Source organism: Pantoea sp. FN0302 (assembly GCF_050113775.1).
Lineage (GTDB): Bacteria > Pseudomonadota > Gammaproteobacteria > Enterobacterales > Enterobacteriaceae > Mixta > Mixta alhagi.
Window position 1 is genome coordinate 136,181 of sequence record NZ_JBNJSM010000001.1, and the last position, 23,800, is coordinate 159,980.

At 55.1% G+C, this 23,800-nt stretch carries 17 protein-coding genes; 9 read left to right on the plus strand and 8 right to left on the minus strand.

The window, feature by feature from the left end; translation table 11 throughout:
- The first annotated feature begins 267 nt into the window (after positions 1-267).
- The gene (locus tag ACQE32_RS00675; RefSeq protein WP_426971664.1) at positions 268-2,718 is read left to right on the plus strand and encodes a glucose/quinate/shikimate family membrane-bound PQQ-dependent dehydrogenase; all 2,451 of its coding nucleotides are present in this window, start codon (positions 268-270) and stop codon (positions 2,716-2,718) included.
- Between the two features lie 34 nt (positions 2,719-2,752).
- Here the strand turns inward: ACQE32_RS00675 and ACQE32_RS00680 are convergent, their stop codons facing one another.
- From ACQE32_RS00680 to ACQE32_RS00690, 3 genes are all read right to left on the minus strand, one after another.
- Positions 2,753-3,085 carry a protealysin inhibitor emfourin gene (locus ACQE32_RS00680; protein WP_085070736.1) on the minus strand — a complete coding sequence of 111 codons (333 nt, stop codon included), beginning with the start codon at positions 3,083-3,085 and terminating at the stop codon, positions 2,753-2,755.
- Positions 3,082-4,110, minus strand: coding sequence for a M4 family metallopeptidase (locus tag ACQE32_RS00685; RefSeq protein WP_426971666.1), 1,029 nt, complete (start codon positions 4,108-4,110; stop codon positions 3,082-3,084). Before ACQE32_RS00685 ends, ACQE32_RS00680 begins: the two co-directional genes overlap by 4 nt.
- Positions 4,111-4,229: 119 nt before the next feature.
- On the minus strand, positions 4,230-5,318 hold the full coding sequence (locus ACQE32_RS00690; protein ID WP_427021185.1) for a LacI family DNA-binding transcriptional regulator: 1,089 nt from the start codon (positions 5,316-5,318) through the stop codon (positions 4,230-4,232).
- 356 nt (positions 5,319-5,674) lie between these two features.
- On the opposite strand from ACQE32_RS00690, the gene ACQE32_RS00695 reads away from it, so the two are divergent.
- Entirely contained in the window at positions 5,675-6,973 is a 1,299-nt protein-coding gene (locus ACQE32_RS00695) for an MFS transporter (protein WP_426980665.1), read from the plus strand.
- 14 nt (positions 6,974-6,987) lie between these two features.
- Positions 6,988-9,348: a TIM-barrel domain-containing protein gene (locus ACQE32_RS00700; RefSeq protein WP_427021186.1), complete on the plus strand. Its 2,361-nt coding sequence runs from the start codon at positions 6,988-6,990 to the stop codon at positions 9,346-9,348.
- A gap of 38 nt (positions 9,349-9,386) precedes the next feature.
- On the opposite strand, the gene xseA is transcribed toward ACQE32_RS00700, so the two are convergent.
- Positions 9,387-10,757 carry an exodeoxyribonuclease VII large subunit gene (gene xseA / locus ACQE32_RS00705; RefSeq protein ID WP_427021187.1) on the minus strand — a complete coding sequence of 457 codons (1,371 nt, stop codon included), beginning with the start codon at positions 10,755-10,757 and terminating at the stop codon, positions 9,387-9,389.
- A gap of 169 nt (positions 10,758-10,926) precedes the next feature.
- Between xseA and guaB the strand changes: the two genes are divergently transcribed.
- A complete protein-coding gene (gene guaB / locus ACQE32_RS00710; RefSeq protein ID WP_426980671.1) occupies positions 10,927-12,393 on the plus strand; it encodes an IMP dehydrogenase in 1,467 nt (488 codons plus the stop codon).
- A gap of 68 nt (positions 12,394-12,461) precedes the next feature.
- Positions 12,462-14,042, plus strand: a complete 1,581-nt coding sequence (gene guaA / locus ACQE32_RS00715; RefSeq protein ID WP_085070750.1) for a glutamine-hydrolyzing GMP synthase — start codon at positions 12,462-12,464, stop codon at positions 14,040-14,042.
- A 447-nt stretch (positions 14,043-14,489) separates the two neighbouring features.
- Here the strand turns inward: guaA and tnaA are convergent, their stop codons facing one another.
- The 3 genes from tnaA to ACQE32_RS00730 all read right to left on the minus strand — a co-directional run bounded on the left by tnaA (position 14,490) and on the right by ACQE32_RS00730 (position 17,308).
- Positions 14,490-15,905, minus strand: a complete 1,416-nt coding sequence (gene tnaA / locus ACQE32_RS00720) for a tryptophanase (protein ID WP_426971676.1) — start codon at positions 15,903-15,905, stop codon at positions 14,490-14,492.
- A 225-nt stretch (positions 15,906-16,130) separates the two neighbouring features.
- On the minus strand, positions 16,131-16,205 hold the full coding sequence (tnaC, locus tag ACQE32_RS00725) for a tryptophanase leader peptide (RefSeq protein WP_032257250.1): 75 nt from the start codon (positions 16,203-16,205) through the stop codon (positions 16,131-16,133).
- Positions 16,206-16,414: 209 nt separating this feature from the next.
- The gene (locus tag ACQE32_RS00730; protein WP_427021188.1) at positions 16,415-17,308 is read right to left on the minus strand and encodes a LysR substrate-binding domain-containing protein; all 894 of its coding nucleotides are present in this window, start codon (positions 17,306-17,308) and stop codon (positions 16,415-16,417) included.
- A 151-nt stretch (positions 17,309-17,459) separates the two neighbouring features.
- On the opposite strand from ACQE32_RS00730, the gene ACQE32_RS00735 reads away from it, so the two are divergent.
- The 3 genes from ACQE32_RS00735 to ACQE32_RS00745 all read left to right on the plus strand — a co-directional run bounded on the left by ACQE32_RS00735 (position 17,460) and on the right by ACQE32_RS00745 (position 22,057).
- Positions 17,460-18,650 (plus strand): MFS transporter, encoded by a 1,191-nt coding sequence (locus tag ACQE32_RS00735; RefSeq protein ID WP_427021189.1) that lies wholly within the window; start codon positions 17,460-17,462, stop codon positions 18,648-18,650.
- Positions 18,651-18,870: 220 nt separating this feature from the next.
- Entirely contained in the window at positions 18,871-19,938 is a 1,068-nt protein-coding gene (locus tag ACQE32_RS00740; protein ID WP_427021190.1) for a glycosyltransferase family 4 protein, read from the plus strand.
- A gap of 16 nt (positions 19,939-19,954) precedes the next feature.
- Positions 19,955-22,057, plus strand: a complete 2,103-nt coding sequence (locus ACQE32_RS00745) for a glycogen debranching N-terminal domain-containing protein (RefSeq protein WP_427021191.1) — start codon at positions 19,955-19,957, stop codon at positions 22,055-22,057.
- A 118-nt stretch (positions 22,058-22,175) separates the two neighbouring features.
- Here the strand turns inward: ACQE32_RS00745 and ACQE32_RS00750 are convergent, their stop codons facing one another.
- Positions 22,176-23,075 (minus strand): LysR family transcriptional regulator, encoded by a 900-nt coding sequence (locus ACQE32_RS00750; RefSeq protein WP_426971684.1) that lies wholly within the window; start codon positions 23,073-23,075, stop codon positions 22,176-22,178.
- A 100-nt stretch (positions 23,076-23,175) separates the two neighbouring features.
- Between ACQE32_RS00750 and ACQE32_RS00755 the strand changes: the two genes are divergently transcribed.
- Complete coding sequence (locus ACQE32_RS00755; protein ID WP_426971685.1) at positions 23,176-23,772, plus strand: short chain dehydrogenase; 597 nt, start codon at positions 23,176-23,178, stop codon at positions 23,770-23,772.
- The last annotated feature ends 28 nt before the right edge of the window (positions 23,773-23,800 follow it).

Genomic DNA, 23,800 nt, shown 5'->3' on the forward strand with positions numbered 1-23,800 from the left:
GTAAAAGTGCGAATTTTCGCACTATTGTTAAATATTTGTTTAAATCATTATGAACCAATTGGTACAATCCGCGCCGTTGGTCTATTTTCTTTTGAGTCGCGCAGTAAGCGTTGATGGTTAAGGAAGAAGATCTACTGGCGGGCGGATCGCCCGTTTCGGATTAACTCATTGTTATGGCTGCATAATAAATCACCGCGCCGGTCCGCATGCCGGGCAGATGACTTAATCATTATTGCTAAGCCTTGGTTCCACCAGGAGAGTTCTACTATGGTTCAAACAACTGCCCGCTCATCGAAAGGGCTGGGTATATGGTGCATTTTGCTGGGGCTGGTACTGCTGGCTACCGGGGGATTCTTTGCTATCGGCGGCGGTAAACTCGCCGTACTTGGCGGTAGCAAGTACTTCCTTATTGCTGGCATTGTCACCATTCTCTCTGCAATTCAGTTTTTCCGTCGCAAAACGTCAGCGGTGCTGCTGTTCGCGCTGGTGTTTGTCGGATCCTTGATTTGGGCACCGATTGATGGTGGCTTTGATTTCTGGCCGCTGGTTTCGCGCCTGATGGTGCCGACCGGCTTTATGATCCTTGCGTTGCTGACGTTACCGGCACTGCGCAAACATGAGAATAAACCCTCAGCCGCGAAAGCCGCTTATGGTGCCAGTGCCGTGCTGGTCGTTGCTATGCTGGCAACGCTGGTGCAGATGTTTCAGCCTCACCCTACGGTAGCTTTTGAAGGTCAACAGCTGCCGCTGGTGCCAGTCGATCAAAGTAAAGCGCAGAAAAACTGGGAGAACTACGGCAACACAGCGGGCGGAAGCCGCTTTGTGGCGCTGGATCAGATTACGCGTGACAACGTGAAAGATTTAAAAGTTGCCTGGACCTTCCACACCGGTGATGTACCGGATAGTCCGACCGGCAACGGCGCGGAAGATCAGCAAACGCCGCTGCAGGTAGGCAACCGTCTTTACATGTGTACGCCGCACAACAATGTGATTGCGGTCGATGCCGACAGCGGCAAGCAAATCTGGAAACATGAGGTTAACGCACAGGCCGAGGTGTGGAACCGCTGCCGTGGCCTGGCCTATTTTGATATTAATAAGCCTTTGCCTCAGCCAACAATGCCTGGCTCAACGCCGGTTACGCCGGTCTCTTTGCCAGCGGGTGATAGCTGCCAGCGCCGTATTTTGATGAACACCATCGACGCGCGCCTGATCGCGATCAACGCTGATAATGGCGAGCTTTGCCAGCAGTTTGGTGACAACGGCAGCGTTAATCTTAAAGCAGGACTTGGCGATGCGCAGGATCCTAAATATCAGCTGACCTCTGCGCCTACTCTGGCAGGGACTACCGTGGTTGTGGGCGGCCGCGTAGCGGATAACGTGCAGACCGATATGCCGGGCGGCGTACTGCGCGGTTTCGATGTGGTTACCGGTCAGATGCGTTGGGCATTCGATCCAGGCAATGAGCAGCCGAATGCGCCGCTGCAGCCGGGCCAGTCTTATGCCCGCAGCACGCCAAACTCCTGGGCGCCAATGTCATGGGATGCCGCGACCAATACCGTATTTATTCCAATGGGCAGCTCCTCCGTTGACCTGTGGGGTGCTAATCGTACGCCGCTGGATCATAAATATGGCGCGTCGATTCTGGCGCTTGATGCCACTACCGGCAAAGAGAAGTGGGTTTATCAAACGGTACATAACGACCTGTGGGATTTTGATATCCCCATGCAGCCGAGCCTGATTGATTTCCCGCAAAAAGATGGCAGCACCAAACCGGCGGTGGTTTTTGGCACCAAGGCCGGGCAGATTTTTGTGCTGGATCGCCTCACCGGTCAGCCGCTGACGAAAGTCGAAGAGCTGCCGATGAAGCAGGGCAATATCCCGAACGAGCAGTACACCAAAACGCAGCCGCACTCTACAGGCATGCCGCAAATCGGTGCGCAAACGCTGAAAGAGTCTGATATGTGGGGCGCAACGCCGTTCGATCAGCTGGTATGTCGTATCGCCTTTAAATCGATGCGTTATGACGGATTGTTCACCGTACCGGGTACCGATAAGTCACTCAGTTTCCCTGGCTCGCTGGGCGGCATGAACTGGGGCAGCCTCTCTACCGATCCCAACAATCACTATATCTTTGTTAATGATATGCGTTTGGGTCTGTGGGTACAGATGATCCCGGCCAACACCGATAAAATTGCACGCGGCAGCAACGGCGGCGAAGCAATCAATACCGGCATGGGTGCAGTACCGCTGAAAGGCACGCCGTATGCGGTTAATAAAAACCGCTTTATGTCGCCGCTGGGCATTCCCTGCCAGGCACCGCCGTTCGGTACGCTCTCTGCAATTGACCTGAAAACGCAGAAAATCGTTTGGCAGGTTCCGGTAGGCACCGTGCAGGATACCGGTCCGTTTGGCGTGAAAATGCGTATGCAGATGCCGATTGGTATGCCGACGCTGGGCGGTACGCTGGCCACGCAGGGCGGGTTAGTGTTTATCGCCGGTACGCAGGATTACTATCTGCGCGCCTTCGACAGCTCCACCGGTAAAGAGGTATGGAAAGCACGTCTGCCGGTCGGCAGTCAGGGCGGCCCCATGAGCTATGTCTCGCCGACTACCGGTAAGCAGTACATCCTGATTTCTGCGGGCGGCGCACGTCAGTCGCCGGATCGCGGCGATTATGTGATTGCTTACGCGCTGGATGACCAGATCGAGAAGAAATAATAAAAAGGCCCCGTAAGGGGCCTTTTTTATGGTCTTACTCGCCTTCTTTCCACAGCGCCTTGAGTTCCGGCGGCGCGAGGCTGTCAGGAATCACAATCACAATATCAGCAGAGTGATGCTGCGTATCGTAGCTGATTTGAATACGGTAATAATATTGATCGCCACGCCCGGCCTGTTGCTGCTTATCGGCCGGTTCCCCTAATGGTAAAGAGTGCCGCAAAATTTCGCAGACGCGCTCTTTTTGCGGATTGGCCAATTGCCCCAGCGCAATGCGCCGCTGACCGGCCAGTTTCGGTATATAAGCAAAACCGCCTTCGCGCGCCAGATCGATCACGGCGTCGTCGGTCAGTTCCGGTAACTCTTTCATGATAAAACGCCCGTTTCTTTCCACGCGTTCTCAATTGCCTGCGCCGTTGCCTTGTTAAAACGGTTTTGCGCATGGCGAATCGTGAACTGCGCAAAGGTGTTAAAATCAGCATCCTGCGGCAACTCTTTGTCGCAAACCGTATCGTACCAGGCGTGTCCCGCCAGCTCCCAGGCGTAGCCGCCCAGCGCTTTGGCTGCCAGATAAAATGCACGGTTTGGGATGCCAGAGTTAAGATGAACCCCGCCATTGTCTTCACGGGTTTTAATATAGTCGCGCATATGGCCCGGCTGCGGATCTTTGCCCAGCATGGGATCATCATAGGCGGTGCCCGGCTCGGCCATTGAGCGCAGCCCGCGTCCATTAATGCCCTCCGCCAGTAAACCTTCGCCAATAATCCAGTCGGCCTGATCCGCAGTTTGCTTGCGATGGAACTGTTTAACCAGCGATCCAAATACATCGGAGAGCGATTCATTCAGCGCGCCTGCCTGTTCGAAATAAATCAGACCCGCTTCGGTTTCTGTCACGCCATGCGCTAACTCATGCGCCACCACATCAATAGCAATGGTGAAGCGGTTAAAAATCTCGCCGTCGCCGTCGCCAAACACCATCTGCTGTCCGTTCCAGAAGGCGTTTTGATACTCTTTACCATAGTGCACCGTGCCCATCAGCGTTAGCCCCTGGTTATCCAGCGAGTTACGCTGATATGCCTGCCAGAAGAAATCATAGGTTACGCCCAAATAGTCCCAGGCTTCGGTAACAGCAATATCGTTATTGTCAGGCTGGCCTTCCTTACGCACCAGCGTACCGGGCAAGCTTTCTGTATTTTGCGCATCATAAATTTCACGATCCACATGACCGCCGACGGCGTTTTGCGGCGCTGTTGGCTTATGCCAGTTATGCGCCATCAGATGCTGAACATGCGTTAAGGTACGGCGGGCATAATCCTGCTGATGCCCCGATCCGTTATCAATAATTTTACGCAGAATATAGGGAGGAATAACTGAGCAAGCTGACGTACGAGGCATAATGGCTCTCCTTAGGCTGAAATAACCCTTATTGATTAAAGCGGTCCAGCTAAGTGTAGCTCAGATATGAAACGGATCTGCTTCTCGCTCCGACTGTTTATTTATTAAAAAATTTAATGTTATAAGCGATCGTCATAGAGCTGCGGATGATGGGTACTCAGCGCCGGTTCTATTTTATGTGCACTGAAACGCCGCACCGATTCTCGTACCGCCAGTTTTCCCTGTAATAACAGGTTGCAGGATGGAGCAGCGGGCCGCAGCAGTCGGCGCTGCAATAGCTGGATCGCCTCAAATCCCAGTTCATCGCGCGGTACCTGTACTGAGGTTAAAGGAACGTCATGGATCTCTGCCAGATTCGAACTGTCGGTGCTCATTACGGAGATATCATCAGGCACTGACAGGCCCAGTTTTTTTATCGCCGCCACTGCGCCCATCGCCATAAAATCGCCGCTGGCAAGGATCGCGCTGGGCCGATGGGTACGATCGGGCAGGGTGCTGAGCCAGCTGGTGACCGCCAGCTCCGCTTCCTCTGCGCCGAAACCGGCGGTAGTAACCAGATGCTGACCTGCGTCAAAAGTGAGATTTTGCCGCATCCATGCCTGACGAATCCCTGCCAGACGCAGCTCCATGGTAGCGCGCCGCAAACACTGCAAATTAAGGATATTGCGGTGCCCCTGTCGGAACAGATAACTGGCGGAAAATTCCCCGATGAGATGATGATCGGGGGAAACGCTGTCGAGGCGCATTTCACGATCGCTGCAGTTAATTAATACGCAGGGTTTATTCAGATCCGCCGCCAGCGAATGAATATGGGGATCGTCAATGCCAATAATCAGCGCCGCCTGCGTTTGCGCATGATTCATCCTTGCAACAAACAGCGCACTATCGCTCTGTTCTTCAGCCAGGCCGCAGGAGCTGATGCGCACCTCATACGGCCTCAGCGCTTCAATCACGCTCTGGATCACCTTGTAGTAAAAAATGTCCGTACGCACGGAAAACGCGCGCGGCGGCGCGAAGATGATCAGGTTGTTCAGCATCAGTCTTCCCTGCGACAAATCCTGCAAAATGCCGTACTGGCGGGCACAGGTCATGACCTTCTGGCGAGCACTATCGCTGGTATTGGCTTTTCCCGCCAGCACGCGTGAAACCGTGCTGATCGACAGTCCGGTTTGTCGGGCGATCAGGCTGATTTTTAACTTTCCATTCATTTTGTGATCCCCTTCAAATCAAGTGATGAAAATTTTTTCATGACGGGCAAATGGCGGATAGCTGCGGGCACAGGGGCGATCTCCATCAACAGACTGCTATCAATGAAAATCCTTGCAAAAAACATAGTTTCGCCCGGTAAACCTGCTGGTTAGTCTGCAACGGTATCCCTGTTGGTCAGGCGCGGAGCTTTACTATGCTGACGGTGCGCCAGGGAAATCAACTAATAATCATAGGGTTATGCGTTCTATGCGGCCATTTTGTGAAAGCCGTCGCATTGCACCGCTGTTGTAGCCTTCGATACCACAACTGAAGCGCCTGCGGGCGAGCCGCATAACAGGCGGCGAGGGAGAAACAGATGAGTATTGAAACAGAACAGGCAACCGCAACCCGTTCCGCCCCTAAATTCAAATCGCTGCGCTGGTGGATGCTGGCGCTATTTCTGCTGGGCATCACCATTAACTACATCACCCGTAATTCGCTGGGCATTCTGGCGCCGGAGCTGAAAGCCAGCCTGAATATGTCCACCGAACAGTACTCGTGGGTGGTGGCGGCATTCCAGCTCGCTTATACCCTGTTCCAGCCATTTTGCGGCTGGCTGATCGATGTGATTGGCCTGAAAACCGGCTTTATGATCTGCGCCATTATCTGGGCGCTGGTCTGTATGCTGCACGCCGGTGCGGGAAGCTGGGTACAGCTGGCGCTGCTGCGCTTTTTTATGGGCGGCGCTGAGGCGGCCGCTACGCCCGCTAACGCCCGTGCCATCGCCGACTGGTTTCCAAAAAAAGAGCGTCCCGTTGCCGCCGGTTGGGCTGGCGTCGGCTTTTCGATCGGCGCGATGCTGGCCCCGCCGATTATTGTTGTGACCCATCTGACGCTGGGCTGGCAGGGGGCTTTTCTGTTTTCCGGTGCGCTGGGCCTGGTATGGGTCGTGCTGTGGTGGCGCTTTTATCATGCGCCGCAGCAGCACCCGAATTTGAGCCAGCAGGAGCGGGATCTGATTCGCGAGGATAATGAGCCGGATCTGCCGAAGCTGCCATTTTTCACCTCGTTGGGCCGGCTCTGTCGCGATAAGAAATTTTATGGCATCGCGATCCCGGCCTTTCTTGCCGAGCCAGCCTGGGCGGTCTTTAGTTTTTGGGTGCCGCTCTATCTCGCCACCGAGCGCGGCATGGATCTCAAACAGATTGCATTGTTCGCCTGGCTGCCTTTTTTGGCGGCCGATATCGGCAGCGTCGCCAGCGGCTATCTCACCAGCCTGTATCGCAAATGGTTCGGCTTCCGGCGCATTAACTCAGTGATCGCCAGCTCCGTAACCGGCGCTTTTCTGATGCTCTCGCTAACGCTGGTTGCGGTAACCAAAGATCCGTTTCTGGCCATCGCGCTGATCTCGGTGGGCGGCTTCGGCCACCAGGTGATCTCCTGCATGCTGAGCGCCTTGGTGGTGGAATCATTCGATAAAAATCAGATGGCCACGGTTAACGGTATGCGTGGTTCCTGTGCCTGGATCGCCAGCTTCCTCTTTTCTCTGCTCATTGGTGCCGTTTCCGATACCGTCGGCTTCGGCCCGCTGTTTGTGGCGATGGGCTTTTTCGACCTGATTGGCGCGCTGTTCCTGATCGCTCTGCTGGCGGAGCGCAGCGCTAAAAAACGTTAAATGCTGGGGTGGATATGAAAACGTTAAAAAACTGGACGCTGGTGGGGGAGTATGCCGACAGGATCGAACTGCGGGTAGATGAACAGCATCTGTTCTACCTCTATGTGCTGGAAGAGTCGCTGTTTCGCATCCTGATCAAACGCCGTGGCGAACTGGCGCTGGATCGTACCTGGAGTATCGCGCCGGAAGAGGATGTGCCCTGGGAGGGACGCGATCGCCTGAGCGTGGAAGGCTTTAGCCTGCCGGGCTATCATCTGCAAATTCAGGATGAGCGGCTGCTTATCAGCAGCCAGAACCTGCGCGTGACGATCCATCAGCCGCTCTGGCTGCAGTGGGAATATCTTGATGCGGATAATCAGTGGCAATTACTCACCGAAGATCGCCGCACCAGCGCCTACTTATTAAACATACATGGCGATGGCATTGCGCACTATCAACGCCGTTTCGCCAACGATCGTTACTATGGGCTGGGTGAGAAGTCAGGCGATCTTGAGCGTAGCGGACGCCGCTTTGAGATGCGCAACCTTGATGCCATGGGCTATAACGCCGCCAGCACCGATCCGCTCTATAAACATATTCCCTTTACCATTACCCGTCATGGCGAGGTCAGCTTCGGGCTGTTTTACGATAATCTGAGTAGCTGCTGGATCGATCTTGGTAATGAGCTGGACAACTACCATCAGCCGTATCGACGTTATCAGGCAGAGGCGGGCGATCTCGATTATTACCTGTTTTTTGGCCCGCGGGTGCTGGATGTCACGAAAGCTTTTGTGCGGCTCACCGGGAAAACCTGTTTTGGCCCCAGGTGGAGCCTGGGTTACAGTGGCTCAACCATGCACTACACCGATGCGCCTGATGCGCAGCAGCAGCTACAGCAGTTTATCCAGCTCTGCCGTCAGCATGCGATTCCCTGCGACGCCTTTCAGCTCTCTTCCGGCTACACATCCATTGGCAACAAGCGTTACGTGTTTAACTGGAATCATGAAAAAGTGCCGCAGCCGCGTGCGCTGAGCCAGGCGTTTCATGATGCCGGGCTGCGTCTGGCAGCCAATATCAAGCCCTGCCTGCTGCAGGATCATCCGCTCTACGAAGACGTGGCGCAGCAGGGGCTGTTTATACGCGATTCAGAAAGCGCTGCGCCAGAGCGATCCTGCTTCTGGGATGATGAAGGTTCCCATCTTGATTTCACCAATCCGGCAACGATTCGCTGGTGGCAACAGGGTGTCACCAGCCAGCTGCTGGAGATGGGCATCGATGCTACCTGGAACGATAACAATGAATATGAGATTTGGGACGGCGAGGCGCGTTGTCACGGCTTTGGTCGTGCCGTGGCGATTAAACATATTCGCCCGGTGATGCCATTGCTGATGATGCGCGCCTCGCTGGAAGCGCAGCAGCGTTTTGCCCCGCAGCGACGGCCTTATCTGATTTCGCGCTCCGGCTGCGCCGGAATGCAGCGTTACGTGCAAACCTGGAGCGGCGACAACCGCACCAGCTGGCAGACGCTGCGTTACAACATCCGCATGGGATTAGGGATGAGCCTTTCCGGATTATATAACGTAGGGCACGATGTCGGCGGCTTTGCCGGCGACAGACCGGATGCGGAACTGTTTGTTCGCTGGGTACAAAACGGCGTGATGCATCCGCGCTTTACCATTCACTCCTGGAACGATGACGGCACGGTTAATGAGCCGTGGATGTATCCCGGCGTGACGGCGATAGTGCGTGAAGCGATCCGCCTGCGCTATCGCCTGTTACCTTACTTTTACACGCTGTTGTGGCAGGCCTGCGACTGCGACGAGCCGATGCTGCGGCCTGCCTTTCTCGATCATGAGCATGACGCACAAACCTGGCAGGAAAGTGATGATTTTCTTATCGGACGCGACCTGCTGGTGGCCAGCGTAGTAGAGCCTGGCCAGCGTCAGCGCGCAGTCTGGCTACCGGATAACCATGCGGGCTGGTACTGCTTCTGGAGTGGACAACGGTATGGCGGCGGGCAGTGGATCACGCTGGATGCGCCGCTGGAACGGCTGCCGCTGTTGGTGCGCGCCGGAGCAGGGTTGCCGTTGTCGCAGCGGATGGCGCACGTGGACGCGGCGGCGGATGACTGGCGCGAGCTGCGGCTGTTCCCGTTACTGGAAGGGCAGAGCGAAGGAATGATTTTCGAGGATGACGGCGAAAGCCATGGCTGGCGTCAGGGCAATGCGCTTTGGCTGCGCTGGCGCATCAGTTGTAGCACAACGCGCATTGAGCTGAATGTGGAGCGGGAGGGACACTATCAGCCCGCCTGGCGACGTTTAACTATTACGCTGCCGCCCGGTGAGCAGCGCCAGCTTTGGATTAACGGCGAGCTCACTTCAGCCTATCGTCTGTAGCAGACGGGTAATAGGGCATTCAGGCGCGTAATAGAGCGTTAGGCTTGCTTCTTACGCGCTTTTTTCAACGGCCTAATCGCTTTCACTTCGCTCTCTACCCATCCATCCTGCAGTCGGGTTTGCAACGTTTCGCCAGGCTGTATCTGTCGGGTCTTTTTAAGCACTTCGCCTTGTGGCGTTTGCGTCACGCTAAAGCCGCGCGCCAGCGTCGCCAGCGGGCTAGCGCCTTCCAGATGCGCCACCAGCACACCAAAATGTTGTTTCTCTGCACTCAGCCGCTGCTGCATCGCCTGCGTCAGGCGATAATGCCATTGCTGAAGCTGCTGCTGCGCCCGGTTGATATTGCGCTGTGGCTGCTGGGCCGTCAGGCGCTGCGTCAGACGATCCTGCTGACGCGAGGCGTTACGCAACTGTAGCTGCATCGCTTCGTCCAGCCGACGCTGCAGGCGGAACAGCGTGGTTTGCTGGCGCGCCAGCCGCAGCTGCGGATGCTGTTGCTGCAGACGATGCTGCAAGCGGGTAAAGGTGCGTTGCTGCTGGGCAAGATAGTAATCCATCGCCATCTCCAGCCGCGTCTGCTGCGACTGAAGCTGACGCAGCAACTCCACCTGATTGCGGCTAACGATTTCCGCCGCAGCAGAAGGAGTGGGCGCGCGCAGGTCGGCGACAAAATCGGCAATGGTCACGTCTGTTTCATGGCCTACGGCGCTGACAACTGGAATACCACTGGCAAAGATAGCGCGCGCCACACGCTCATCATTAAAGCACCATAAATCTTCCAGCGAGCCGCCGCCGCGTCCCACAATCAGCACGTCACACTCATTACGCAGGTTTGCCAGCTCAATGGCACGCACAATGGCGGCAGGCGCCTCGTTACCCTGTACCACCGTTGGATAGATGATTACCGGTAGCGAAGGATCGCGACGATGCAGCACACGCAGCACATCGTGCAGCGCCGCGCCGGTGGCAGAGGTTATCACTCCAACCTGTCGCGCCGGATCGGGCAGCGGTTGTTTATGCTGCTGCTCAAACAGGCCTTCTGCCGCCAGCCGCTGCTTTAACTGCTCAAATTGCTGTTGCAGCACTCCTTCACCAGCCGGATGCATGCTCTCCACAATCAGCTGATAATCGCCGCGTGGCTCATAGAGCGTGACCGTCGCGCGCACCAGCACCTGTTGACCATGCTGCGGACGAAAGCTCACGCGCCGGTTGCTGTTGCGGAACATCGCGCTGCGCACCTGAGCGGTATCGTCTTTGAGCGTAAAGTACCAGTGACCGGAAGCGGGCTGGGTAAAGTTGGAGATTTCTGCGCTGAGCCAGATATGCCCCATCTCGCCTTCCAGCAGCTGACGCACCGTGGTGTTAAGGCGGCTAACGGTAAAAATATTGGCGGAAGGAGGTAGCGACATGTGATAGGGATCAAATAATAAATCAGCGAGTTAATTAGCCGATACTACATGGCTGATACAGAGGATCAAGACATTTTCTGAAAAAAAGCTGGAGGCAACCGATTACGCCCTGTATAATGCCGCGGCAATATTTTATCTGTTCTCATTCACCCCAGGTTGAGATATTGCCATGCTACGAATCGCTAAAGAAGCACTCACTTTTGACGACGTTTTGCTCGTTCCTGCTCACTCTACTGTCCTGCCTAACACGGCCGATCTCAGTACCCAACTGACCAAAAAAATTCGTCTGAACATTCCAATGCTCTCTGCCGCTATGGATACCGTGACCGAAGCCGGTCTGGCTATCGCACTGGCGCAAGAAGGCGGGCTGGGCTTTATCCACAAAAATATGTCCATCGAGCGCCAGGCGGAAGAAGTGCGCAAGGTGAAGAAACATGAAAGCGGCGTGGTGACCGATCCACAAACCGTGCTGCCGACCACCACGCTGCGCGAAGTAAAAGAGCTGACCGAGCGTAATGGCTTTGCAGGTTATCCGGTGGTGAGTGATGATAACCGACTGGTTGGCATTATTACCGGTCGTGATGTGCGCTTCGTGACCGATCTGAACCTGCCGGTAACGGCGGTGATGACGCCGAAAGAGCGCCTGGTTACGGTGAAAGAGGGCGAGGCGCGTGAAGTCGTGCTGCAGAAAATGCACGAGAAGCGTGTCGAAAAAGCGCTGGTGGTGGATGAGAGTTTCCGTCTGCTGGGCATGATTACCGTAAAAGATTTTCAGAAGGCCGAGCGTAAGCCACTGGCCTGTAAAGATGAGCATGGTCGCCTGCGCGTTGGCGCGGCGGTAGGTGCCGGTGCCGGTAACGAAGAGCGCGTGGATGCGCTGGTTGCCGCAGGCGTTGACGTGCTGCTGATTGACTCTTCTCATGGTCATTCCGAAGGCGTGCTGCAGCGCATTCGCGAAACCCGCGCTAAATATCCCGATCTGCAAATCATCGGCGGCAACGTAGCCACCGGCGCGGGCGCTCGTGCGCTGGCTGAGGCGGGCGTAAGCGCGGTGAAAGTTGGTATCGGTCCGGGCTCTATCTGCACCACCCGTATCGTGACCGGCGTCGGCGTACCGCAGATCACCGCGGTTTCTGACGCGGTCGAAGCGCTGGAAGGCACCGGCGTGCCGGTTATTGCCGATGGCGGCATCCGTTTCTCCGGCGATATCGCCAAGGCGATCGCGGCTGGCGCCGCCTGCGTAATGGTGGGCTCTATGCTGGCCGGTACGGAAGAATCACCGGGCGAAATCGAACTTTATCAGGGCCGCGCGTTTAAATCCTATCGCGGCATGGGCTCGCTGGGCGCGATGTCTAAAGGCTCCTCTGACCGTTACTTCCAGAGCGACAACGCGGCGGATAAACTGGTGCCGGAAGGGATCGAAGGCCGCGTGGCTTATAAAGGTCGCCTGAAAGAGATCGTTCATCAGCAGATGGGTGGCCTGCGCTCCTGCATGGGGCTGACCGGCTGCGCCACCATTGAAGAGCTGCGTACCAAAGCTGAATTTGTTCGCATTAGCGGCGCGGGCATTTCGGAAAGTCACGTGCATGACGTGACCATTACGAAAGAGTCTCCGAACTACCGCATGGGATCGTAATCCCGAACTTTTCTCGCCCGGCCTCAGCCGGGCGCTTTTATTAAGTCTATCGCCCTGGAATTGCCTTAATGACGACGGAAAATATTCATAAGCACCGTATTTTAATCCTCGATTTTGGTTCACAGTACACCCAGCTGGTTGCACGCCGTGTGCGTGAGCTGGGCGTTTACTGTGAGCTTTGGGCGTGGGATGTTACTGAAGAGCAGATCCGTGGATTTAAGCCGAGCGGTATCATCCTCTCCGGCGGCCCGGAAAGCACTACCGAACTTAACAGCCCGCGCGCGCCGGAATATGTTTTCAACGCGGGCGTGCCGGTGCTGGGCGTTTGCTATGGCATGCAGACCATGGCAATGCAGCTGGGCGGTAAAGTAGAAGGCTCCAGCGAGCGCGAGTTCGGTTATGCGCAGGTGGAAGTCAGAACCGACAGCGCGCTAGTACGCGGCATCGAAGATTCCGTCAGCGCTGCTGGCCTGCCGCTGCTGGATGTCTGGATGAGCCACGGTGATAAGGTTACCGCGATCCCTTCTGACTTCGTGACCGTTGCCAGCACTGAGACCTGCCCGTTTGCCATTATGGCGAACGAAGAGAAGCGCTTTTATGGCGTGCAGTTCCATCCGGAAGTGACGCATACCCGCCAGGGCCTGCGCATGCTGGAGCGCTTTGTGCGTGACATTTGCGAATGTGAAGCGCTGTGGACGCCGGCAAAAATCATTGAAGATATCGTTGAGCGTCTGCGCGAGCAGGTAGGCAACGATAAAGTTATCCTTGGCCTTTCCGGCGGTGTTGATTCTTCCGTGACGGCGATGCTGTTGCATCGCGCCATTGGCGATCGTCTGACCTGCGTATTTGTCGATAACGGTTTGCTGCGTCTGAACGAGGCGGAGCAGGTAATGGACATGTTCGGCGATCATTTCGGCCTGAACATCATCCACGTACCGGCAGAAGCGCGCTTCCTGGATGCGCTGGCAGGCATTGATGAGCCGGAAGCCAAACGTAAAACCATCGGGCGCGTGTTTGTTGAAGTGTTTGATGAGCAGGCTACCCATCTTACCGACGTGAAATGGCTGGCGCAGGGCACCATCTACCCGGACGTAATCGAATCTGCCGCCTCTGCTACCGGCAAAGCGCATGTGATTAAATCGCACCACAATGTGGGCGGCCTGCCGAAAGAGATGAAGCTGGGGCTGGTTGAGCCGCTGAAAGAGCTGTTCAAAGATGAAGTGCGTAAGATTGGTCTGGAGCTGGGCCTGCCTTACGATATGCTTTATCGCCATCCGTTCCCGGGCCCGGGTCTGGGCGTGCGCGTGCTGGGCGAAGTGAAAAAAGAGTATTGCGATCTGCTGCGCCGCGCTGACGCCATCTTTATTGACGAGCTGCGTAAAGCCGACCTCTACAACAAGGTGAGCCAGGCCTTTACCGTGTTCCTGCCGGTACGCTCGGTAGGCGTGATGGGCGACGGTCGTAAATATGACTGGGTGGTATCACTGCGCGCAGTAGAAACCATCGATTTCATGACGGCCCACTGGGCGCATCTGCCGTATGAATTCCTTGGCCGCGTCTCTAACCGCATCATCAATGAAGTGAACGGTATCTCCCGTGTGGTTTACGATATTTCGGGTAAACCACCGGCTACGATCGAGTGGGAATGATTTAGTAGTGAGCAACCGGCACGACTAACCATTCAATATTATTTAAGCCCGCTTCCTTGCGGGCTTTTTTATTGCCAATATTAAACCTGATGTTTTGCAAGCAGATGCTCAGCTTGCTGAAGAGTTGAGTAAATTTTACCGTAAAATTTTGACGTCATGGGAGCTGAATTCCAGAGTCGCTCCAGTAATGAGAGGTAAAAATGAAGGAAGATTGAAAAGGGCGAAGTTTGTTTGCTCTTTTGGCAAATTAGTTAGCCGCATACACTACAGGCCTGGGACTTTATAAATCATGCAAATGGCATTAGCCGAAAAAAGTGACCCAACTGAATATTGCTAACACATTGAAGAGATTATTAAACCAGCAAAGGATCACCGTCACACTAAAAACAATGACCCTTGTCAGGATAATATTACCGCCCTATATGCGTAAGGCCACGCTGACGACAATTAAACCTCTTTCAGTTTTGCCGTGAAATGACGCAACACTTTAGGCTCGTAGGTAAAGGTTAAGCCTTTGATATTTTCTGCGTTTGCCTTCACCTGCTGAAAGGCTTCAATAATGAAATCCATGTGAGTTTGCGTGTAGGTGGCACGCGGGATCGTTAAACGCAGCAATTCGGCCGGGCAAGGGAGCTGTTTGCCGGTTTTCGGATCGCGGCCTAACAGGAAAGAACCAATCTCAACCGCCCTGATGCCCGCAACCTTATAAAGCTCACACGCCAGGGCCTGCGCCGGGAATTGCTCAGCCGGAATATGCGGTAATAATTTTCCTGCATCCACAAAGGCTGCGTGGCCGCCCGCCTGCTGGCAAACAACCCCAATCTCTTCCAGGCCATCGACTAAATACTGAACTTGCGCAATGCGGTAAGCCAGCCAGTCCTGGTTCATGCCATCATACAAACCCACCGCCAAACGCTCCATGGCGCCGCCTTCTAAGCCGCCGTAGGTTGGGAAGCCTTCCTGTACCACGCAAAGCGTTCTGCACTCGGTATAAACATCGAAATAGCTGTCATCTTTGACGCACAGCAGGCCGCCCATAGGCACCATCGCATCTTTTTTGGCCGACATGGCCAACATATCCGCATATTGATAAGTTTCACGGGTGATCTGTTCGATGCTCCAGTCTTTATATTGCGCTTCGCGCTGTTTGATAAAATAAGCATTCTCAGCAAAGCGTGCAGAGTCCATGACCACCGGAATATCATATTTCTTTGCAATGCTGTACATCGCTTTTAAATTTGCAAGGGAGACCGGTTGACCACCAGCGGAATTGCTGGTGATGGTCGCAACAATATAAGGCACGTTATTGGCACCGACTTCTTCAATGCCTGTTTCCAGCCCTTCAAGATCAAAGTTGCCTTTAAAATCGTAACGTATCGCGGTATCGAAAGCTTCTTTGATATATACGTTGCGAACGGTACAGCCATTAATTTGGCTATGGCCTTGTGTGGTATCAAAAAAATAGTTTGAGAACGCCACCATTTTGCTACGGTCCAGACCTTTTTCCTGCTCGCGTTTTTTAATCAGTACCGGAATATAGATCTGTTCAGCGCCACGCCCCTGATGGGTCGGAATAGTATGTTGATAACCAAAAATAGTTTTCACCGCCTCAGCTAATGCATAATAACTGCGGCTGCCGCTGTAGGCCTCATCACCGCGCAACATCGCCGCTTGCATATTTTGGGTAACCGCACCGGTACCGCTGTCAGTCAGTAAATCGATAAAGACATCTTCGCTATCAAGCAGAAAAGGGTTCATGCCCGATTTAATAATGGCTTCTTCACGGTATGCTTTTGTTGTACGTTTTACCGGTTCGATAACTCTGATGCGAAACGGTTCAGGCAGGTGTTTGAAATTTTCCATGACATCGTCCTCTAATATATTTAATTACAACGATCCCTGTGAAACGTCAGTTTGCTCTAGCCGTTGATTTGCCATATTTATAAAGGCAGGCGCAACCATTAACTCAAATGAGAAAATAGTGATAATGGCCGGGCCGCTATAAGCGACAAAATTCAGGCGGATCAAACAAAAAGATCACATGGAATCTGATTGATTTGTCTTTGCTGGAGATAAATGCAGAGGGAACTAAGGACGATGCTCGACAATTTTGTTGTCGATGTTAAACCACTTTGAGGTTACACATATATGTAAGATATTCATAATGTACTTATCCTCGGAAGACACAATGCTACAATATGGCACCAAAAAATTTTGTCTATTCGTCAATCAACTTAATGTGAATCGAATCACAACTAATTATTTCGAATCGTCACGGTTACAGCTAATCCCCAGAGTCATCCGGCAGAACATCGATCGCTCTGGAAAGTGCTCCTGACGACGCGTGTGTCAGCCAGGAGACTTGCCGTATATTAGGCGTTTTTCTGCAAAAGCTCTGTGACCATAAAGTCGATGAAAACGCGTAGCTTCGGTGCCAGGTGCTTGCTTGATGGCCAAAGCAGCCGAAAGGTGCCTTGATGCTCGATATGCTTGTCCAGTACCGAAACCAGCAGGCCTTGTTCGATAGCCTGCTGCACCATAAAGTCCGGCAGGCACGCGATTCCCAGACCTGCCACCGCCACGTCAATTAAGGCGGAGCAGGTGTTGCATACCATGGTTGTCGGTAGCATGAGTTCCGGTGCGTTTTCAGCGCGCTTCAGTGGCCAGGGTTCTCGTTTTCCACTGCTGGGAAACTTGTGATGCAAACAGGCGTGGCGTGTCAAATCGCAGGGAGCCTGGGGTATGCCATGCTTTGCCAGATAGTCGGGCGAGGCGACCAGCATCAACCGGTAGCTGCCTACCGGGCGAGACATAAGGCGTGAATCGGCCGGGTCGCCGGTACGCATTACCACATCGAAGCCTTCTTCAATTACATCCACCAAACGATCGGAAAAATCCACGTCCAGCTCAATAGCCGGATAGCGATGCATGAAAGCAGTAAGCGCGGGCATAACCAGCATTCCAACCAGCGGCAGACTAATGCGTAACCGACCCCGAGGCGCTTGCTGTGTCTCAGAGAGTTCCAGTTCGGCCGCTTCAACCTCGCACAGGATGCGTCGGCAGCGTTCAAGGAACAGCGTACCCTCGGCGGTCAGCGTAATACTACGGGTGTTACGGTGAAACAGGCGCACGCCCAGGCGCTCTTCCAGCCGGGATACGCTTTTGCCCACAGCTGATGAAGATACGCCGAGGAAACGCCCGGCTTCAGAAAAACTACGCGTTTCTGCCGCCTGTACAAAGAATGAAATGCCACTTAGAGGTTCCATTGTTGCGTCTGCCCAGGAATATTTGTCCGATATGTTTGGAACATTAGCATTATTGTCGTTAATCGGGAACGCCTGCACTATGCGGCTTACGTTCAACCGGTGCCGGTTCCGTGCTATTTGCGCCTGGCCGGTACCCTTTACAGGCAGATTTATGACAACTTCAACTGCAACCATCAACGTGCCCGCCGCACGGCTTCCCATCGCATCGCTACTGGCGCTGGCGCTGGCGGGCTTTATCACCATCCTGACCGAAGCTTTGCCTGCGGGGCTGCTGCCGCAGATCGGCGCTGGACTGAAAATCTCCCAGGCGCTGGCCGGGCAACTTGTCACCGTTTACGCCATTGGTTCGCTGATGGCGGCCATTCCACTGATCGCGGTTACTCAGAGCGTACGCCGCCGCCCGCTGCTGCTGTCGGCGATAGCGGGGTTTGTTGTTGCCAATACCGTGACGATGGTTTCCGACAGCTATTTCCTGACGATGGTGGCCCGTTTTCTGGCTGGCGTATCGGCCGGACTGTTATGGGCGCTACTGGCGGGTTATGCCGCGCGCATGGTGCCAGAGCACCAGAAGGGCCGAGCTATCGCCATTGCGATGGTGGGCGCGCCATTGGCGCTGTCGCTTGGCGTACCTGTGGGCACTTTCATCGGTAGCCTGGTTGACTGGCGCATGTGCTTCGGCATGATGAGCGGGCTGGCGCTGGCGTTGATGGTATGGGTACGCCTCAAGGTGCCGGATTTCTCCGGGCAGGCCGTGGGTAAGCGGCTCTCGCTAAGGCTTGTGTTTACCGTAGCCGGCGTGCGTCCGGTGCTTTTGGCGGTGCTGGCCTTCGTGCTGGCTCACAATATTCTCTATACCTACATCGCGCCGTTTTTAACGTCGGCAGGCATGGCAGAGCGGACGGATATGGTGCTGCTGGTGTTCGGCATTACCGCTTTGCTGGGCATCTGGATGATCGGCGTGCTGATTGATCGCTATCTGCGCGCGTTAACGCTGTGCAGTACCATTCTGTTCGGGCTATCCGCACTGGCTCTGGGTATAGCAAGCAATATCCCCGGCGTTGTGTATGCCGCTACGGCCGCCTGGGGCCTGGCTTTCGGCGGGGCAGGGGCTCTGTTCCAGACTGCGCTCGCAAAGACCGCTGGGGAAGCAGCCGATGTGGCGCAATCGATGCTGGTTACGGCGTGGAACATAGCGATTGCGGGCGGCGGCATTATCGGGGGAGTTTTACTGGATCGCATCGGCGTCCCGGCATTCCCGCCTGCGCTGCTGGTGTTGCTGATCTTAACGCTGGCCGTCGTCTGGGCGAGTAAGCGCCACGGCTTCACGCCTGCACAAAGATAAAACGCGCCAGAATTTTAACGCTGCGCCGCCAGTGCCGCCAGGCTCCCAAATATTCTCTGAGCCCGCATGAAGTGGGCTTTTTCGTCTGCTGTCAGCACGCTGCGTCAGCTTGAAAACGCCCGTGATCGTCCTAATATAGTTTCTGGTTTTTACGCCAATCCTTTATCCCTGATTTTTTCGCTTTGTTTGCATTTTCTGGAACCTTGTGGAGATTTCTACGATGAAGATTGCTCAGGTTGCTCCTTTGTATGAAGCTGTTCCGCCCAGACTGTACGGCGGCACCGAGCGGGTGGTGGCTCATCTGGCCAATGCGCTGGTGGCAGAGGGCCATGAAGTGACCTTATTCGCCTCCGCCGATACGCAAACCAGCGCCAGGCTGGTGCCCTGTCGGGATCAGGCGCTGCGTCTGGATCCGGCACCGCTAAAGTCCGATCTCGCCTGTCATCTGAGTATGTTGCATGACGTGTCCCGCCGCCGGGACGAATTCGATGTCATCCACTTCCATACCGACCTGCTTCACTTTCCTCTGTTTGAAGAGATGGCCGGACGCACTTTAACGACGCTGCACGGGCGGCTCGATCTGAAAGATCTTCCGGAAGCCTATCGACGCTGGCATCGTTATCCGCTGGTTTCTATTTCCCAGCATCAGCGTACACCGCTGCCTTTCGCCAACTGGTTCGCTACCGTACATCATGGCATGGATATCCCGGCGGTTACGCCAGGCGATGGCGGCTATCTGGCATTCCTTGGCCGTATCTCTCCTGAAAAAGGACCAGAGCGGGCTATCGCCATCGCAAGGCGCGCCGGGCTGCCGCTCAGGATCGCTGCCAAAGTTGATAACGCCGATCGGGAATATTTCGAGGGGTGCGTGAAGCCGCTGCTGGACGATCCGCTGATCGAGTTTATTGGCGAAATCAACGATGCAGAGAAGGGCCGCTTCCTCGCTGACGCGAAGGCGTTGTTGTTCCCGGTGGACTGGCCGGAGCCGTTCGGTCTGGTAATGATCGAAGCGATGGCCAGCGGCACGCCGGTTATTGCCTGGCGTTGCGGTTCGGTGCCGGAGGTAATTGATCACGGCGTTACCGGACTGATTGTTGATAACGAAGATGATGCTGTGGCGGCAATACGGGTGGCGGAGACACTCGATCGTGCGCGTATCCGCACGGTATATGAACAGCGTTTTTCAGCACGGGTGATGGCGCGTCGCTACCTGACACTGTATGAACAGCTGCTGGCTGCCACCGTGCCGGCTGCTGCTACTGCACAGAGGGCGGCGAATCATGGATGAGAGGGAGACAACCAGTATGCAGCATCATACCTCGGCCAGTTTGTTTGTACTTAAAGAGGGCGACCTTTTCCTGGTGGCGGACGCCCGGGGCGATATACTCGGCCAGCAGGACGGGTTATTTCACCATGACACGCGCATGTTGTCTGAGCTGCGGCTGACGCTGGGGGGAGTGCAGCCATCGCTGTTGTCCAGCGCCGTCAGTCAGGACAACGTATTCTTTACCGCCCATTTAACCAATCACCCGTTGCCGCAGGGCGTGGTGCATATTGAGCGCAAGCGTTTTCTGTGGCATGACAGGGTGTACGAGCGCATCCTGCTGAACAATCACAGCGATACGCCGGTGCAGGTGCCGCTAATGCTGACCTTCGCCGCTGATTTTCGCGATATGTTCGAGGTGCGCGGCCAGCAGCGCGAACAGCGAGGTCAACTGCGGCCGCTGCGGGTAGAGCAGCAGCGTGTGGAGATGGCCTATGAGGGACTGGACCATCAGTTGCGTACTACCTCGCTGAATTTCTCCCTGCCGCCGCGCCGTCTGGATGCGCACCGTGCCGAGTTTTTAATTGATATTGCCGGACATGGTTATCAGGAAGTCTATCTTGAAATCGGACCTGAACGCAGCACGCCCAGTCGGGAGCGTTACCGTCGCGCAGCCGCAGCCGCGCGACGCATGATGCGCCGCCGAAGCCGACGCGGCGCCCGTCTGCAGGCGTCGGGCCGGTTGTTCCAGGCCTGGTTGGACAAATCACGTATGGACCTGGCGCTGCTGACCACGGAGCTGGAGGAGGGGCCTTATCCCTATGCCGGTATCCCGTGGTTTTCTACGCCGTTCGGGCGAGACGCTATCATCACGGCATTGCAGACGCTGTGGCTCGATCCGGAGCTGGCGCGTGGTGTGCTGGCCTTTCTTGCCAAAAATCAGGCCGAGGAGGATTCCACCTTCCGCGATGCGCAGCCGGGTAAAATCATGCATGAAACCCGTAAAGGCGAAATGTCCGCCATTAACGAGCTGCCGTTTGGTCGCTATTACGGCGGGGTGGATACCACACCACTGTTTCTCATGCTGGCCGGGGCTTATGTCCAGCGTACCGGTGATGATGCCTTTATCACCACCATCTGGCCTGCACTGATGCGCGCTGCCAGCTGGCTGGAGCGGATGGTGGAAACCAGCCCGCGTGAGCTGGTGGAATATGCGCGCGGCGAAGTCAGCGGATTGCTTAATCAGGGCTGGAAGGACAGCCATGACTCGGTGTTTGATGAACAGGGCAATATGGTGCAGGGGCCGATAGCCCTGATTGAAGTACAGGGATACGCTTACCGCGCCTGGCTTGAAATGGCCGGGCTGGCGCGGCGGCGCGGGCTGGCTGAGCAGGCCGAGAAATGGGAACAGCGTGCTGATAAGCTGCGTCAGGCTGTGGAAACACGTTTCTGGCTTGAGGAGCGTCAGTTCTATGCGCTGGCGCTGGATGGCCAGGGCAATCCCTGTGGGGTTCGTGCTTCCAATGCCGGGCATTTGCTCTACTGCGGATTGCCAGCACCAGAGCGGGCGCAGGCCACAGGCAAACAACTGCTGTCGCGTACCTTTAACAGCGGCTGGGGGATCCGCACGCTGGCAGTAGAGGCAGCGCGTTATAACCCGATGTCGTATCACAATGGTTCGGTGTGGCCGCACGACGTAGCGCTATGCGCTGCGGGGCTGGCACGTTATGGCGAGCGGGACGGCGTGATGCACTTGCTTTCCAGCCTGTTTGAAGCCGCCGTTTACTTTGATATGCGCTTGCCTGAGCTGTTTTGCGGTTTTGAACGCGATCCCGGCGAAGCGCCGATCGCCTATCCGGTCGCCTGCCTGCCGCAGGCGTGGGCGTCAGGTTCCGTGTTTATGCTGATGCAGGCCTGTCTGGGCATAACGATTGATGGCCGCCGTGAAACGGTAACCGTTGAGCAGCCGAGGCTGCCGGTAGGCATTGATTGTTTGCAAATCAGGCGGCTGGCTGTCGGCGATTCGCTGTTGGATCTGACATTTCAGCGTCTTGGCGCGCAGGTGGTGGTTTCCGTGGAACAGCGACAGGGCAAGGCGGTGGTTAACGTCTCCCTGGGAGGTGAGGGCCAGCGATTAACCTGACAAATTGAAAACCTTACGGACCAGCCATTATTTCTGATATAACCTGGCGGAACGCTGGCTCAGCCACAGCCCGCGTTCCGCAAGGAGAAGCATTATATAGTGCTGGCCTGGCTTCAGGTTATTCCTCATAAGTACGCAACATTTCTGGTCCCCGTTTCGCTATCCACTCGATAAAGCTGCGATGTTTGACGCCTGCATGGTGATCCTGACGCCAAAGCAGGTGAACCGGTCGTGGCGAGGGCAAAGTATGTTCCAGTAATGAGATGAGCCTCCCGGCGGCAATATCTTCAGCCAGCAGCAGCCGCGGCTGAAAAATCATGCCAGCACCAGAAAGCGCTGCGCGTCTGAGCGCCTGGCCATCATTGCAGCTGAATGTGGCACTCTCTGGCCAGATTACGCTATCGCCGCTGCGCCAGGCGTTGCGTTTATTCCAGCTGGTGTAGCGCAGGCATCGATGCGACGCCAGGTCTTCCAGACTTTGTGGCGTGCCATATCGGGCCAGATACGCTGGCGCGGCGGCAATCACCATGTGGTAAACGCCAATGTGCTGGGCAACCAATGGCGTATCGCTCGACAAATTGCCAATGCGGAAAACAAAATCGAATCCTTCAGCGATTACATCAACAAAGCGGTCGCTCAGTTCCAGTTCAATATGTACATCGGGAAACTGCAGTTGGTATTCGCTACATAAAGAGGCGATGACGCAAGCACCCAGCGTGGTTGCCACGCTAATGCGCAAGCTTCCAGCCGGAAAACGGCGCAAACTTTCAATACGACTTTCAGCATTGTGCAAGGCGGCCATTACCTGCAGGCTCTCCTGATACCAGGCTTTACCGGCTTCCGTCAGGGTTTGACGCCGGGTATTGCGTTGCAGCAGTCTGGTTTGAAAGTACGCTTCCATCTGTGCGACCGCTTTGCCGGTCATTACGGCGGATATATCCAGTTGTTTTGCCGCTTCACTGAAGCTGCCGCTTTCAACAACCGCCACGAAAATTTCCATCCAGCGTAATTTATTCATGATTACTAACTTTTAGTTTTTAATGATTAAATTTTTGGCCCATTTTTCCCGTGATTGCAATCCATCAGTATGGAATCAGGCTAACTGTCGGGAGGATAAAATGAAAGTAATGGTAATTGGTGCCAGCGGTACCGTTGGACGGGCGGTGGTTGAAAATCTTGCACGGGATCATGACATCATTCGCGTTGGTAAAACCCAGGGCGATTACCGGGTAGATCTGACAGATGAGGCCAGCGTAGAGCGGTTATTTGCGCAGTGCGGCAAAGTTGACAGCGTGATCTCGGCAACCGGCGGCGTACATTTTGGTCCATTGAGTGATATGAGTAGTACGCAGTTTAATTCCGGGTTGCAGGATAAACTGATGGGACAAGTGCGGCTGGTACTGATTGGGCAGAATCATCTTAACCCCGGCGGATCCTTTACCCTGACAACCGGTATTCTTACCCAGCACCCTATTCGCACTGGCGTTAACGCGACGGCGGTTAATGCCGCGCTGGAAGGGTTTGTGCTTGCTGCGGCTAATGAACTGCAGGGATTACGGATCAACGCCGTCAGCCCAACAGTGCTAACCGAGGCGCTGGATAAATATGGGCCTTTCTTTCCTGGTTTTGAAAGCGCTGCTGCCAGTCGGGTGGCACTGGCTTATCGCCGCAGTCTGGAAGGCATTGATACCGGTAAAGTCTACCGCGTATGGTAAGAGACAAACGCGCCGCAGGGCGGTGCGT